The 14,059-nt window shown below is 60.6% G+C and carries 15 protein-coding genes and 1 tRNA gene; 8 read left to right on the forward strand and 8 right to left on the reverse strand.

What is annotated here, in order from left to right; genetic code table 11:
• Genes trpC through BBJ66_RS21235 form a run of 3 tightly spaced genes read right to left on the reverse strand, consistent with a single transcriptional unit; the run spans nt 1 to nt 3,740 of the window.
• Nucleotides 1–813 carry an indole-3-glycerol phosphate synthase TrpC gene (gene trpC, locus BBJ66_RS21225; protein ID WP_071089573.1) on the reverse strand — a complete coding sequence of 271 codons (813 nt, stop codon included), beginning with the start codon at nt 811–813 and terminating at the stop codon, nt 1–3.
• Nucleotides 814–822: 9 nt separating this feature from the next.
• Nucleotides 823–1,839 carry an anthranilate phosphoribosyltransferase gene (gene trpD, locus BBJ66_RS21230; RefSeq protein ID WP_049735428.1) on the reverse strand — a complete coding sequence of 339 codons (1,017 nt, stop codon included), beginning with the start codon at nt 1,837–1,839 and terminating at the stop codon, nt 823–825.
• A gap of 8 nt (nt 1,840–1,847) precedes the next feature.
• A complete protein-coding gene (locus BBJ66_RS21235; RefSeq protein ID WP_049735429.1) occupies nt 1,848–3,740 on the reverse strand; it encodes a peptidylprolyl isomerase in 1,893 nt (630 codons plus the stop codon).
• Nucleotides 3,741–3,959: 219 nt separating this feature from the next.
• Between BBJ66_RS21235 and BBJ66_RS21240 the strand changes: the two genes are divergently transcribed.
• The gene (locus tag BBJ66_RS21240) at nt 3,960–4,241 is read left to right on the forward strand and encodes a hypothetical protein (RefSeq protein WP_003573046.1); all 282 of its coding nucleotides are present in this window, start codon (nt 3,960–3,962) and stop codon (nt 4,239–4,241) included.
• Between the two features lie 76 nt (nt 4,242–4,317).
• On the opposite strand, the gene BBJ66_RS21245 is transcribed toward BBJ66_RS21240, so the two are convergent.
• Nucleotides 4,318–4,572: a GlsB/YeaQ/YmgE family stress response membrane protein gene (locus tag BBJ66_RS21245; RefSeq protein ID WP_049735430.1), complete on the reverse strand. Its 255-nt coding sequence runs from the start codon at nt 4,570–4,572 to the stop codon at nt 4,318–4,320.
• 685 nt (nt 4,573–5,257) lie between these two features.
• Between BBJ66_RS21245 and BBJ66_RS21250 the strand changes: the two genes are divergently transcribed.
• The 3 genes from BBJ66_RS21250 to BBJ66_RS21260 all read left to right on the forward strand — a co-directional run bounded on the left by BBJ66_RS21250 (nt 5,258) and on the right by BBJ66_RS21260 (nt 7,682).
• Entirely contained in the window at nt 5,258–5,413 is a 156-nt protein-coding gene (locus tag BBJ66_RS21250; RefSeq protein ID WP_003573054.1) for a hypothetical protein, read from the forward strand.
• A gap of 443 nt (nt 5,414–5,856) precedes the next feature.
• Entirely contained in the window at nt 5,857–6,729 is an 873-nt protein-coding gene (locus tag BBJ66_RS21255) for a transglutaminase family protein (RefSeq protein WP_049735431.1), read from the forward strand.
• 110 nt (nt 6,730–6,839) lie between these two features.
• Complete coding sequence (locus tag BBJ66_RS21260; RefSeq protein WP_049735432.1) at nt 6,840–7,682, forward strand: transglutaminase-like domain-containing protein; 843 nt, start codon at nt 6,840–6,842, stop codon at nt 7,680–7,682.
• Here BBJ66_RS21260 and BBJ66_RS21265 read toward each other — a convergent pair.
• Both BBJ66_RS21265 and BBJ66_RS21270 read right to left on the reverse strand, forming a co-directional pair.
• Nucleotides 7,669–7,893: an alkylphosphonate utilization protein gene (locus BBJ66_RS21265; RefSeq protein WP_010035073.1), complete on the reverse strand. Its 225-nt coding sequence runs from the start codon at nt 7,891–7,893 to the stop codon at nt 7,669–7,671. The genes BBJ66_RS21260 and BBJ66_RS21265 overlap by 14 nt on opposite strands.
• 117 nt (nt 7,894–8,010) lie before the next feature.
• Nucleotides 8,011–8,904 (reverse strand): LysR family transcriptional regulator, encoded by an 894-nt coding sequence (locus BBJ66_RS21270; protein WP_071089576.1) that lies wholly within the window; start codon nt 8,902–8,904, stop codon nt 8,011–8,013.
• 134 nt (nt 8,905–9,038) lie between these two features.
• Between BBJ66_RS21270 and BBJ66_RS21275 the strand changes: the two genes are divergently transcribed.
• Nucleotides 9,039–10,466 carry an MFS transporter gene (locus tag BBJ66_RS21275; RefSeq protein ID WP_071089658.1) on the forward strand — a complete coding sequence of 476 codons (1,428 nt, stop codon included), beginning with the start codon at nt 9,039–9,041 and terminating at the stop codon, nt 10,464–10,466.
• A gap of 42 nt (nt 10,467–10,508) precedes the next feature.
• Here BBJ66_RS21275 and BBJ66_RS21280 read toward each other — a convergent pair whose 3' ends face one another.
• Entirely contained in the window at nt 10,509–10,898 is a 390-nt protein-coding gene (locus BBJ66_RS21280; RefSeq protein WP_071089578.1) for a hypothetical protein, read from the reverse strand.
• Nucleotides 10,899–11,172: 274 nt separating this feature from the next.
• Here BBJ66_RS21280 and BBJ66_RS34785 point away from each other — a divergent pair, with 274 nt between their 5' ends.
• Complete coding sequence (locus tag BBJ66_RS34785) at nt 11,173–11,313, forward strand: hypothetical protein (RefSeq protein WP_160320414.1); 141 nt, start codon at nt 11,173–11,175, stop codon at nt 11,311–11,313.
• Between the two features lie 629 nt (nt 11,314–11,942).
• A complete protein-coding gene (locus BBJ66_RS21285) occupies nt 11,943–12,563 on the forward strand; it encodes a hypothetical protein (RefSeq protein WP_071089581.1) in 621 nt (206 codons plus the stop codon).
• Nucleotides 12,564–13,008: 445 nt separating this feature from the next.
• Here BBJ66_RS21285 and BBJ66_RS21295 read toward each other — a convergent pair.
• Nucleotides 13,009–13,098, reverse strand: a tRNA-Ser gene (locus BBJ66_RS21295).
• Between the two features lie 261 nt (nt 13,099–13,359).
• Here BBJ66_RS21295 and BBJ66_RS21300 point away from each other — a divergent pair.
• On the forward strand, nt 13,360–13,686 hold the full coding sequence (locus BBJ66_RS21300) for a GYD domain-containing protein (protein ID WP_049735436.1): 327 nt from the start codon (nt 13,360–13,362) through the stop codon (nt 13,684–13,686).
• Nucleotides 13,687–14,059: the final 373 nt, after the last annotated feature.

Here is a 14,059-nt window from a genome sequence, read left to right on the forward strand (position 1 = left end):
TCATTCGGCCGCGATGGCGGTTTCGCCGAAGAGCAGCGCGTGGGTGGCGGCCGTCACGTCATCCTTTCGCATCAGGCTTTCGCCGACAAGGAAGGTGCTGATATCGACGACCTGCAGGCGCTTGCAATCGGCATGGGTGAAGATGCCGCTTTCGCCGATGAGGAGCCTGTCTGCCGGAACCAATGAAGCAAGCGTCTCGCTGACTGTCAGGCTGACCTCGAAGGTGCGCAGATTGCGGTTGTTGATGCCGATGAGGGGCGAGGACAGTTTTAGCGCCCGCTCCATCTCCTCGGCGTCGTGGACCTCGACCAGCACGTCCATGCCGAGCGAGAAAGCTTCGTCCTGCAGCCGCTCCGCATCATCGTCGCTCAGCGACGCCATGATGAGCAGAATGCAGTCAGCTCCCCAGGCGCGCGCCTCATGCACCTGATAGGTCTCGAACATGAAATCCTTGCGCAAAGCGGGCAGCGCGCAGGCGGCCCGCGCCGCGGTCAGGAATTCCGGCGCACCCTGAAAGCTCGGCCTATCGGTCAACACGGAAAGGCAGGCCGCGCCACCGGCTTCGTAAGCCTTTGCCAGCGCCGGCGGATCGAAATCCGGACGAATGAGGCCCTTCGATGGGCTCGCCTTCTTGATTTCGGCGATCAGCCCGAAATGTCCGGCGTCGCGCTTTGCAGTAAGCGCCTTATAAAAACCGCGCGGGGCGGACTGGCCGGTCTGCATCGCCTTCAGGTCGGCAAGCGATACCGCAGCCTTGGCGGCGGCGATCTCCTCGCGCTTGTAAAGTTCGATCTTCTTCAGGATATCGGTCATCGGGCAATCCTAGTCGATATCGTTGGAAACGGCGATGAGTTTGTCGAGGGCAAGCGCGGTGGCGCCGCTATCGAGCGACTGTGCCGCAAGCGTCATGCCGTCGCGAATCGTTTCGACCTTGCCGGCGATGACGAGCGAGGCCGCAGAATTGGCGAGCGAAATATCGCGATAGGCGTTCTTCGCGCCGCTGAGCACCTCGCGAAGTGCTGCGGCATTGGCAACACCGTCGCCGCCCTTGATGTCGGCGAGCACGCAAGGGCTGACGCCGAAATCGGCCGGCGACAGCTCGAAGGTGCGGATCTTGCCGTCTTCGAGCGCGGCAACCTGGGTGATGCCGGTCGTGGTGATTTCGTCGAGGCCGTCGCCATGAACCACCCAGACGCATTCGGAGCCGAGATCGCGCATGACTTCGGCAAGCGGCACCAGCCATTGCGGAGAGAAGACGCCGAGCAGCTGGCGGCGGACGCCGGCCGGACTGGAAAGGGGCCCCAACAGGTTGAAAATGGTGCGGGTGCCGAGTTCGACGCGGGAGGGGCCGACATGGCGCATGGCGGAATGATGAAGCTGGGCGAACATGAAGCCGACGCCGGCCTCAGCGATGCAGCGGGAGATGACCTCGGGACCGACATCGAGCTTGACGCCGAGTGCGGCGAGATTGTCCGCCGCGCCCGATTTCGAGCTCAGCGCCCGGTTGCCGTGTTTTGCGACGGGGACGCCGGCGCCGGCAACGATCAGCGCCGCCAGCGTCGAGATATTGTAGGTGCCGCTGGCATCGCCACCGGTGCCGACGATGTCGATCGCATCGGCCGGCGCTTCGACGGTCAGCATCTTCGAGCGCATCGCGGTGACGGCGCCGACGATCTCGTCGACGGTTTCGCCGCGCACGCGCAGCGCCATCAGGAAGCCGCCGATCTGCGAGGGCGTCGCCTGGCCCGACATGAGGATGTCGAAGGCGGCGCGCGCCTCGTCACGCGTCAGCGGCTCGCGGCTTGCGGCCTTGGCCAGGAACGGCTTCAGATCGGTCATAAGGCCTCCTAGCGAAGCGTCGCCTGTTCAGCGAGTGTCTGGTTGATCTGCGCGCCGTACTGCGTCTGCAGCAGGTTGACCATCTGATCGAGAATATCGTCGCCGGCGGCATTGGCCATGGCAGTGATCTGGGCATCGCGGTTGTTCAGCGCGTCGCTGGTCGGCTCGCTGTTGACCTCGGTGACCTTCATCAGGATCTGCGTCGAGGGATCGGCGCCGACGGCGCTCGCGACCGCATCGATCGGGCCGGAGAAGGCGGCGGTGACGCCGGCGCGGCCAAGCACCGGATCATCGGTGGAGCGGGTGACGCCGCTCTTGCTTTCGACGGCGATGCCGAGCGGCGCTGCAATATCGGCAAGCGCGGTGCCCTTGGCGGCTTCAACCTTCAATGCTTCGGCTTTCTTGGCGAGTTCGGCCTTCTGCTGTTCCGCCGTCCAGTCCTCGACCGCCTTTTCGCGGACCTCGGTGACCGGGCGCTCGCGGGTCGGGGTAATTTCGCGGACGTTGAACCAGACATAGCCGTCATTGCCGATCGGCAGCGGCGACGCATCGACGCCGACCTCGGTCTTGAAGGCCTCGGCGAGCAGCTGCTGCTTGACGGGAATATCCTTGACCTCTTTGCCGTCCTTGTCGGCGCCGGTCATATCGACGGCGTCGACGTTGACAGCCTTCAGCTTCAGCTGGCCGGCGATATCCTCCAGCGTGGCGCCGCCGGCGCGCAGATCCTCGATGCGGTCATGAACATTGATCACTTCCTGCGAGGCATTGGAAAGCGCCAGCTGCTTGCGGATGTCCTCCTTCACCTCGTCGAAATTCCGGGTGGTTTCCGGCTTGATGTTGGTGATGCGCAGGATGACGGAGCCGAAGGAGCCATCGACGACAGGTGTCGTGCCGCCATCCTTCGAAACTGCGAAGGCCGCATCGGCAACGGCCTGGTCGGGAACCTTGTCCTTGGTGAATTCGCCGAGCAGTACGTCGCTTGCCGTCTTGCCCTGGTCGGAGACCAGCTGGTCGAAGCTGGTACCGCCCTTCAGCGCCGTTTCGGCGGCGACGGCAAGATCCTTGCTGGCAAAGCTCAGCTGTTCGATGGTGCGGCTTTCCGGCGTGCGGTAGGTATCCTTGCTCTTGTCGAAGGCTTCGTGGATCTGGTCGTCCGTGACGGTCGCGGCGTCGGCGATATCGGCGGGCTGCAGCGAGAGATAGACAAGCTTGCGGTACTCAGGCGCCTGGTATCGCTGCTTGACGCCGTCGAACCACGTCGCCAGCACGTCGTCGGCAGGTGCCTTGATCGGTTCGATATTGGCGTTGGTGAGCAGCAGATAGTCGATGCTGCGGTTTTCATTGCCATAGAGCTTCAGAGCGTCGATCAGCGTCTTCGGGGCGGTGAAGCCGTTCGAAATGGCATCGACGAGCTGGCTGCGGACAGCGACCTTGCTGCGCTCCTTGATGTAATCGTCCTGGCGGATATTGGCATTGCGCAGGCGCGAGACGAAGAGCTCGCGGTCGAACTTGCCGTTGACGGCCTTGAAAGCCGGATCGTCGGCGATCAGCTGGGCGAGGCGGTCTTCGGACAGGCCGAGGTTCATGTCTTCGGCGAGCTGGTCGAGTGAGGCGCCGGCAACGAGTTGGGCGAGCACCTGCTGCTCGACGCCGAAGGCGCGGGCCTGTTCCGGGGTGAGACGCATGCCGAATTGCTGGCCGAGGCTTGCCACCTGGCGCTGATAAGCGAGGTGGAATTCGTTGACGTCCACATGCTGATCGCCGACGGTCACGACCGTGGTGCTGTTGCCGCCCGACAAGAGCTGATGCGACACGCCCCAGGCGCCGAAGGAGACGACGAGGAGAAGCAGGAGCAGCTTGGCAACCCAGGTCTGAGCAGCTCTTCTCAGGATATGGAACATGGAAACGCAAACCTCGCAGTATCATTGAGCCGCGCGCGGGCGGACATTCGACGTTCCTTAAAACAAACCCGACAGGAAATGAAGGGTTTGTCGCGCGAAAAGCTGCACAAGCGCGCCGCTTATCCGCGGCGGCTTTGCGGCCAACAAAAGATCGGTTGCGGCGGAACCTTTCGGGCCGTCATTTCGTTGAAGCGGCATCCCATGCAACAGGAGCAGACCATGGCTGAATTGAAAACCGCTTCCGCCGAATCCACCGCTGCGCGCGTCAAGGCTGATATGGCAGCAGACGACCTGTCGGCGCAGGTCGCAGCCCTTCGCAACGATCTCTCCCGGCTGACGGAAAGCGTGGTCGCGCTCGGGCAGGGAGCAAAGTCGGCGGTTACCGACGAGGCGTCGCTGATGACGGAACAGTTGCGCGACAAGGTTCGTGAAGAGCCGCTCATGGCGCTCGCGGTGACGGCAGGCATCGCCTATGTTTTTGGCCTGCTGAGCCGCCGCTGACAGACAATTGGGGAAAGAGAAAAGCCGGACGCGAAGCGCGCCCGGCTTTTAATTGTGTCTGCTGCATCAGCGGCGATCAGCGGCGAATGGCGCGGCCGACGAAAATCAGAATGCAGGCACCGACGAAGCCGGTGATCAGATAACCCAGCCAACCGGCCAGCGGCTGGATGTGCAACAGACCCAGGATCCAGTTGGCGACGATGGCGCCGACGATGCCGAGCAATATGTTCATGAGCAAACCCATGTTGCTGCTCATGGCTTTTTCCGCCAGCCATCCGGCGACGCCACCGATGATGATGGCTGCAATCCAACCCACGCCTGCGTTTTCCATGGTTATCTCCCTCCTGGCAAAACGAGTCACAGAATGCACGAAACGAACGGAAGTTCCACTCCCAGTTACGAGATTGCCTGCCGGTTCAACAACTTATGTGACTTACGGCTGCAGCATGGTCACGGGCGAGTGCAACGCGTAGGAAGCAATCTGGAACAACAGGCCGGCAATGGCAAGCATTGCGAATCCCAACGGCATGATTAGGCTTTTCGTAAACATTGTTCTTCTCCCCTTTGCATAAAGCATAAGCGGAAGAGAACGGTGCGCAAGTATATTGTTAATGAATAGTTAAGTATGGCATTTAGTTAAAGTTTAATACATCTATTTACGTCGGAGTACTTGTAGAAATTGAAAGATTTATCGTTTGTTATTTCTGAGTGCACGGGCGAGGACGCGTTTTGATGCGCTCGGCCCTGTCTCGGCGGTTTGTGGAAGGTGACTGGCGGAAGATGATTGGTTCTACGTCCGGTGAACAACGAGCATGAAGACGAGGAAGGACGCTGTCGCAACGGTCGCAGCGAAGGCAATCTGATAATCCATGTCGTGGTACCTCGGTTGGATGGCTTCCATAAACGCCGGTCGCGCCATAGAGTTCCCTATGCCGTTCGCGCTGAACGCCGGTGGATTGATTTTGCCGGGGAATGCATCATCTTTCCCTTATCGCCAATCCATCCGGGGGAACTTGATGTCAAAAGCCGCAATCGCCGTCGCCTGCATCTGCCTGCTCACACTTTCCGGCTGCGGCAACACCGCATACGGGCTGAAGAAGGATGGACAAGAGGCGAGCCACGCCATGGACAATGCGACGCATCGGGTGCTTTCCGCCGGCGCCAAGAAGTAAGGAACGTGAGAAGACTCACCGCGAAAAAAGCCCGCCTGGGGTGAGGCGGGCTCGCAATAACAGGAGGAATGGACGGATAGACGCCGTCTCTGCTAATGAAGCATTTCCTAAAGCGTGTGGCTTTACGTCATTCGACGTATCCGCCGCCGTTCCGGCAGCAGCCTATACGATCAGGCTTCGGAATCGGATCAGAAGTTGCCCCAGTTCTGGGCGCGGGCACGGGCGCGAATAATCCGATATTCGCGACCGCCATAGAGCGAGCCGATTGTCAGCATAAGCGTCAGAACGTCCCAGATGATATGCATTTTATCCTCTTAGGTTGGACGGCTCTGCCGTCGATCGGTGAATGCAGAATAACAATCTTTCGCATGTGCTTATATGACAAGAAATCGGGATAAGCGGGAAGCGGGCAGGGCGCGCCTCACACGGAGGAAAGGCGGCCTATGACGATATTCTCCGTCCGCCACATCACGTCCTATCGTTACGTCAGGGATGTCGATTTCGGCGAGCATCGCTTGATGTTCCGGCCGCGCGACAGTTTTGACCAGCGGCTGATCGAGGCGTCGTTGACGATATATCCTGAGGAAAGTCATGTGCGCTGGATCCACGATGTTTTCGGCAATTGCGTGGCGCTCATCGATATTTCGAGGCCGGCGTCCGAGCTTCGTTTCGAAACCTGGATCACGCTCGATCATACGCCCCAGGTTGCCCTCGACCTCAAGGTGGACGATCAGGCCCTGACCTATCCGTTCTCCTACGACAAGGACGAGATTGCCGATCTGACGCCGGCGATGCAGCGCCACTATCCCGACCCGGGCGATGAGGTCGGACGCTGGGCGCGCCGGTTCGTGCGCCAGGGGCGTCCGACGGAGACCGGACATATGCTGATGACGCTCTGTTACGCCATTCGCGAAAGCTTCGTCTATGCGCGTCGGATGGAGCATGGAACGCAGACGCCGCTGCAGACTTTGCAGCTTCGCTCCGGCACCTGCCGGGATTTCGCGCTGCTGATGATGGAGGCGGCACGCGTCCTCGGCCTCGCGGCGCGGTTCGTCACCGGCTATGTCTATGTTCCCGACCGGGACGGCTCCACTGTGCTCGGCGGCGGTTCCACCCATGCCTGGTGTCAGGTTTATCTTCCCGGCGCCGGCTGGGCGGAATTCGACCCGACCAACGGGATCGTCGGCAACCGCGATCTCATTCGTGTCGCCGTCGCCCGCGATCCGCGTCAGGCGGTCCCGTTAAGCGGCAGCTATGATGGCGACGGGACGGATTTCGACAGCATGACAGTGCAGGTCAACGTCACCACGAAGTGACGTTGGACTTCCCGAGGTTTGGGCGCGGCGACAATCGCGTCTGCGGGAACCGGGCAGGACGATCGACGTTGCATAGTCACGCCATCTGTGCGGGACGCGAGGACGCCACCATGAAAATACGCGCCGGGTTTCATCTGGGCTATGAATGCATACAGCCGACGCCGATGCTGCTCGCTCTCAACATTCATCCTTCGCGCCGCGCCGATCTTCTCAGCGAGCAGGTCCTGACATTCGACCGGCCGATCGAGACCTGGGAATATACCGATGGTTTCGGCAATGCCTGCAGCCGGATCGTCGCCCCGGCTGGCGTGACGACGATCTCCACCGCGTTCGAGATTTACGACAGTGGCCAACCCGATGTCGTTCCCGACGACGCCGTCCAGCACGCGATCAACGACCTGCCGGACGAGGTTCTCGTCTTCCTGCTCGGCAGCCGCTATTGCGACACCGACAGGCTTGCCGATTTCGCCTGGGCAACCTTCTCGTCGACGCCGCTCGGCTGGGCGCGCGTCCAGGCGATCTGCGATTTCGTCCACGACCACATCACCTTCGACTACCTGAAGGCGGACCTTCTCCGGACCGCGCATGGCGGCTTCGTCGACAAGGCAGGCGTCTGCCGCGACTTTGCCCATCTCGCCATCGCGCTGTGCCGATGCATGAATATCCCAGCCCGCTATTGCACCGGCTATCTCGGCGATATCGGCGTTCCGATCGATCCCAATCCGATGGATTTCAGCGCTTGGTTCGAGGTCTTTCTCGGCGGTCACTGGCATACGGTCGATGCCCGTCACAACACGCCGCGCATCGGCCGAATCCTGATGGGAACCGGCCGCGACGCCACCGACGTCGCAATGTCGACGGCCTTCGGGCCGGCTACGCTTACCCGCTTCGAGGTGATCACCGAAGAAGTGCCGCAGGCGGCGACGGGGGAGGCCGGTCCTATGCCTTCTTGAGGAATTCCGTCTTCAGCACCAGGCCTTTGACCTGCTTGGTGTTGCACTCGATCTCGCCGGGATTGTCGGTCAGGCGAATGCCCTTGACCAATGTTCCACGCTTCAGCGTCTCGGAAGTTCCCTTGACCTTGAGGTCCTTGATCAGCGTCACGGAATCGCCGTCGTGAAGCTGGCTTCCATTGCTGTCCTTTACGATGATGTCGTCGGCCATGATGTTCCCCTCATAAATTCGCCTGATGATCTTCGGCGGGAAAATCACGTCGACACGGGATAGTCAACCATGACGAACGGATCGAACTTCCGCCCGCAGTCCTCCGCGGCCCCTCGATCACGTCGCCGCGCAGGCGTCCCGAACGCAGCCGCGCAGCCAGCGATGGGCCGGATCGGCATCCATCCGCGGATGCCAGAGCAAGGAAAGGGTGATCTCAGGGATCGGAACGGGCAGGGGAAAACTGTGCATTCCGTGGCGCAATGCGCCCGTGTGTCGTTCCGGAACACAGGCTATCAGATCCGAGGCGCGGGCGAGCGCCAGGGCCGTGGAAAATCCGCCGACGATGGTGGCAATCTGCCGTTCCAGCCCGAGCGCATTCAGAGCTTCGTCGATCGGTCCCTTGTCGAGCCCGCGCCGCGAGACGGCGATGTGCCGGCCGGCCGCATATCGGGCGGGCGTGATTTCGCCCTGGCAGAGCGGATGCCCGATGCGCACGACGCCGATGAACCGGTCGCGGAACAAGGCCTGCGCCCGCACCTCCGGTCCCATCGTTTCGCCGACGACGCCGGTTTCCAGGTCGACGCTTCCGTCGCGCAATGGGGCGCTGTCCTTATCCGGCTTCGGCACGAAGCGCAGCCGCACGCCGGGCGCTTGCCCGCTGAGGTGGGCGATAAGATCGGGTCCGAAGCTCTCGGCGAAACCCTCGCTGGCGCGCAGGGTGAACGTTCGTACCAAGCGCTTGAGATCAAGCGCTTCGGCGGGGCGCAGCACCGCTTGCGCATCCTCGACGATCCGGCCGACCCGCTCGCGCAGTTCGAGTGCCCGGGGCGTGGGTACGAGGCCGCGGCCGGCGCGCACCAGCAGCGGATCGCCCGTCGTCTCGCGCAGTCGCGCCAGCGCCCGGCTCATTGCCGACGGGCTGAGCCGCAGCCTTTGGGCGGCGCGGGCCACGCTGCCTTCGGCAAGCAGCACATCCAGGGTGGCGAGCAGGTTGAGATCGGGTGTCGACATGCATCCGATATAACATGGCTTCATATGGCGTCCAACGCACGAATAGAATGCAAATGCTGCGCGTTCCGCCATTCCAGTCGGAGGCTTATGTTTTCCGGCGGCTCCGTTTCGGGAGCGAGAAAACGGAGTCAACGGTGAAACCGATCATTGCAGAACCAGGCGAGGCCGTCGCCGAACGACCCTATTCCGTCCGCTGGGCACTCGCCAGCCTTTCTCTTTCCATGCTGCTGCCATCGCTCGGCACCAGCATCGCCAATGTCGGTCTGCCAAGCCTGGCGCGGGGCTTCGACGCCGCCTTCCAGCACGTGCAGTGGATCGTGCTCGCCTATCTCCTTGCCATTACCACCCTGATCGTCAGCGTCGGGCGGCTCGGCGATGTCACCGGCCGGCGACGGCTGCTGCTCGGCGGCATCCTGCTGTTCACGCTGGCCTCGGTCCTCTGCGGCCTTGCGCCGGCGCTGTGGCTGATGATTGCGGCGCGCGCGCTGCAGGGTCTGGGTGCGGCGATCATGATGGCGCTGACCATGGCCTTTGTCGGTGAAACGGTGCCGAAGGCGAGGACCGGGAGCGCCATGGGGCTGCTCGGAACCATGTCGGCGATCGGCACCGCCCTTGGGCCGTCGCTCGGCGGTCTGCTGATCTCCTGTTTCGGCTGGCCGGCGATATTCCTCGTCAACGTGCCGCTCGGCGTTACGACCTTCGTTCTCGCCTATCATTACCTGCCGAACGATATCGGCGGACGGAAGAAGGATCGGGCCGGCTTCGATACAATGGGCACGCTGCTGCTTGCCCTGACGCTTTCGGCCTATGCGCTGGCGATGACGATCGGGCATGGCCGCTTTGGCCTGTTGAACCTCGCCCTGCTGCTCACAGCCGCATTCAGCGCCGGTCTCTTCGTCTTCACCGAGGCGAGAATCGCGTCGCCGTTGATCGAGTTGCCGGTGTTCCGCAATCGCGTGCTCACGGCCAGCCTGGCAATGAACGCACTCGTTTCGACTGTGATGATGGCGACGCTGGTGGTCGCGCCCTTCTATCTCTCGCGTGCGCTCGGGCTCGGCGAAGCGCTGGTTGGAGCCGTCATGTCGATCGGTCCCGTGATCTCCATCCTCAGCGGCGTCCCGGCCGGTCGCCTGGTCGACCGTCTGGACGCACCCTTCGTGATTGCCGCAGGGCTCGTCGCCATGACCGCCGGCTCCACCGCTCTTGCCGCGCTGCCCGGAATTGCCGGCTACATCGCCGGCATCGCCATGCTGACATCCGGCTACCAGCTGTTCCAGGCAGCCAACAACACAGCCGTCATGGCGGATGTACAGCCCGATCAGCGCGGCGTCATCTCCGGCATACTCAACCTGTCGCGCAATCTCGGGCTGATTACCGGCGCATCCGTCATGGGGGCCGTGTTTGCGTACGGATCGGCAGCATCCGAGATCGCCGCGGCGCCTCCCGAAGCCGTGCATTCAGGCATGCAGATCACCTTCGGCGTCGCAGCCGCATTGATCGCCGTCGCGCTCACCATCGCGGGCGGGGCCTACCGGCGCCGAACCAAGTCCGAAGGAGCATGACCGCGCTCGGGCCGGATCTATCGAGCACAAGCCGTCGGGAATTCAATCTGCCTCAAGCTTACCTGTGAAGCGGTTTCGCCCGTTCCAATAGGAGCAAGCCGGACAAGCCTCGCCGACCGGATAGTCGATTCCCTCTTCGTGAGGGCAGCCAAAGATTCCATCCATCGCCGCCACCGATTTCACGTCATTGTCGCGCAGGAATGCCGCGATCTCAGCGACAACGGCGTCGTCTGTTCTGAGATCGCCGGTTTCGGCAAACCATCGGCGCAGATCGACCGGCTCCGCATGCGGCGCCGGGATAATACTGACGGCCGCCTTGGTGGCGCGGCGGTTGTCCGGACCATAGTAGGCGATCGTACCGATGGGGTAGCCGCGGATACCCCGCTTGGTCTTTTTCTCGAGCCATTTCCGTGGCTGCCAGCCCAATTTCATCGCACTGCTCGCCTTTCGGTGGTTTGCCATTCTGGCCCGTCTGGTTCGTGGGATACAGTCCGGCACCGAAAATATGGGTCGAGGATATCGAGCGCAAGAAACAATGGATCGGGAATATCGGCACATAGGCAAATGGTGGCGGCTCTATTCCGGGCTGACCCTTGCCGAGGCGTTTCGAATCTTCGAAACTGCCGGCGTGCTGCATCTGGTCTCATCAAGGCGGAACGCAGACTTGAGCCATCGTCCACGATGAAATCCCGGCAGCCACTTCCTCATGGACTTGAAGACGATCGCCGCGAAGAACGGCGACACCCCCGACTTCGCCCGCCGCCTGCATTCGATCTTTGAACGCCACGTTCAGAAGGGACGCTTCATCGAGCGGCTGAACGCTTTCGGCTGGTCCGGCCCACAATAGGCGGAGGTGTAGCAGCAAGCATCCATTGATGCCGGCGGTCCGATTTAGAATATGCGATAAGCGATCGAATCTCAGACAAAAGTCCGATCAATCCCGGACTTCATACCCCATACCAACCCTTCGGTCGGTGCAATAGATTCGCGGGATGAGTGAAATTTCGGAGCTTTTGCTGTGACGAAGGTTATCATTGCGGGGATGATACTTGCGCCGGTCATCTTCTGGGGTTCTATCGGCATCTGGGTCTACTCGCTGCTTTCATAAGCGCGTGCGGCGACTTCAGCTGCCGATACGGATGGCATGGCGTGACCTCACGGAATCCTTCATAGGTAGTCATAGCTGGTATGTCTTACTCGCGGAGTTCAAAATTCTTGAGGAGACAATAATTATGCTTCGTATTGGTCCGGGTTTCGCCTTTTCTCTTGGCCTCGCCGGGCCTTGAGAAAGCCTCGTGGGCCAAGACCGTCAACGGCCACAAACAGCGCCGAATTGATGAACTTTTACCTTGGAATTTCAGTACCAGGTAGCGAGCGCTCCCGACGACGCTGTGGTTCACTTGCAGCAGTTGGCTACGCGTGCCAGAGGTTTTGCTCAACGTATTGGTTCAGGTATGATGGTGTGAGGTCGATGCTATGATTGTTACGGAAGAGGTGTTGTCGGGCTTTCGCGATAAAGGAAAAGTTCCGGTGCGCAGCCTGCCGTCTAACCTCTTTTCGAACACAGGCGATCTCTTTTTCCGCGACGACGTCGTCTCGCTACACCAATTTCCGACAGAGGAGGAAGAGCGGCGGGCCATACATGTGGTGCCCATCTTGGCATTCTTGCAAAGCGTTCCACCGCTTACGAATGACCGCGAATGGATCGCGTTGCACCACCAATGTGGCGGATATCACTGCCTGCAGGTCGCGATGGTCGCGACGATGCTCACACCGAACGCAACGATCAAAAACGGGCTCAATAATATCGGAAAGCAGTTCTACTTCGGACAGCACGGCCAATTGGAGCCAGGCAACATGTTGGCGTCCTCAATTTCAGAATATGTGACAGCGCTTAGCGAAATCGAACTTGATTGCGAATGCACGTGGCGAAGGCTTTCGGAAGGGCTATATCCCATCGACTGCACCCAAGAGAATCTCAACAAAATTGCTTCAGATGCGCCCTCCCTGGATATGATGGCGGACTGGCGAGGGTTCACCCGGGCGCGGTACAGTATGGATCCCATAATCTTATTGCTGGCAAACAATAGCGACTAATCGGCCTTCTCACCTAAGTGCGAACAGCACACCGCTTACTACGATGCGGAGACCCAAGCACTTGTTCCGGCTTTCGCGACGCAACCAACGGAGAACCGGAAAAGGACGATCAACCGAGCGATGAAACGCCTGAAGTGTCCTATCGATGGCGCCAGCATCTGATCGAAGGCGAAGGCAATGCTATTCGTTGGCCACGATGAAAACGCGTCGTTGCGCTGGTGGACGGCCCCCACCCGCACCGCTGTCAAGATCGGCGCCTGGCTTCAACGTATCATTCGGCTGGAGCGCAACCGCGAACAGACAAGCGCTGAACACCGGCCTACTCGGCGCCGACGTCTATTGCACCTCCGCAATAACGGGCAACAGCAGCAAAAGCACAGTTCTGCGGTGAGGCCGGAGGTGGCGCCTTAATGTCTTGGAAAAAACGTTATAATTCAAATCGTTATGGCGGAAGAGGTGGGATTCGAACCCACGGTACGGTTTCCCGCACGCCGGTTTTCAAGACCGGTTCCTTAAACCACTCGGACACTCTTCCATCTGATTGAGAAGGTTTCAGAAATCCACATTGCGTTGATTTCTACGAACCGGCCATTGCTTCCGGTTTGCCATCCAATCACTCGATGGCTGGCTTTTTAGCAGCTTTGGTAGCAGCGTCAACTTGCCCGGCAGCATTTGTCGGCATCCGCGCCGATTGCAGTTCCGGCGCATAGGTCTTTGCCCATTCCGCTCGCTGGAAGTGATTGGCGTTCCGTCCGGCTTGAGCGTTTACTGTATTGTTCTGGCGGAGGAAAAAACCATGGCCATGTATCTCACGCGCTTCAGCTACACGCCCGAAACATGGGCGCGCATGATCGACAACCCCGAGGATCGCCGGGAGGCGGCCCGTCGCTACATTGAATCGGTGGGCGGCAAGCTCCATGGGTTCTGGTATGCCTTTGGCGAGCATGATGGTTGGAACCTGTGGGAGGCGCCCGATAACGTCTCGATGGCGGCTGTCGCGCTTGCTATCGGGGCGGGAGGAGCAGTCAGTTCCATGGAAACCACTGTCCTGCTCAGCGTCGAGGATACGATCGAAGCCTTGGGGAAGGCGAAGTCGGTTCGGTATCGCCCGCCGGCAGCATAGGGCGCCGGCCTGGACTAAGATCATCCTGTTTTAGCGCCCGTCGGATCCCGTGGCGGAGATTTCGTTCCCCCAGGGGATCGAAGTATCACTACAAGATCCGCGTTGCGTTGCGTCCGATGGGCGACTGAAGCAAGGCAGCTGTAAACGCCGTGGAGCCGTCACGTTGGCGTTTCAATACGGAGCTTTTCGGGCGTTTTGAAGCGGCTGAATGTTTACCATATGCCTCGTATCGGCACGGGAATTTCAGGCCTCTTTGCGGCAGCGGCAGGGCAGGGCGGCTGGACCCGCGTTAGTGATTTATAAACCATAATCATTAGAATTGTCGCTATCGCAGCGAAATCGTTCGTAAATTTGCCACGAACTTCGCAAGATT

It is taken from the genome of Rhizobium sp. RSm-3 (assembly GCF_001854685.1).
Classification (GTDB): domain Bacteria; phylum Pseudomonadota; class Alphaproteobacteria; order Rhizobiales; family Rhizobiaceae; genus Rhizobium; species Rhizobium ecuadorense.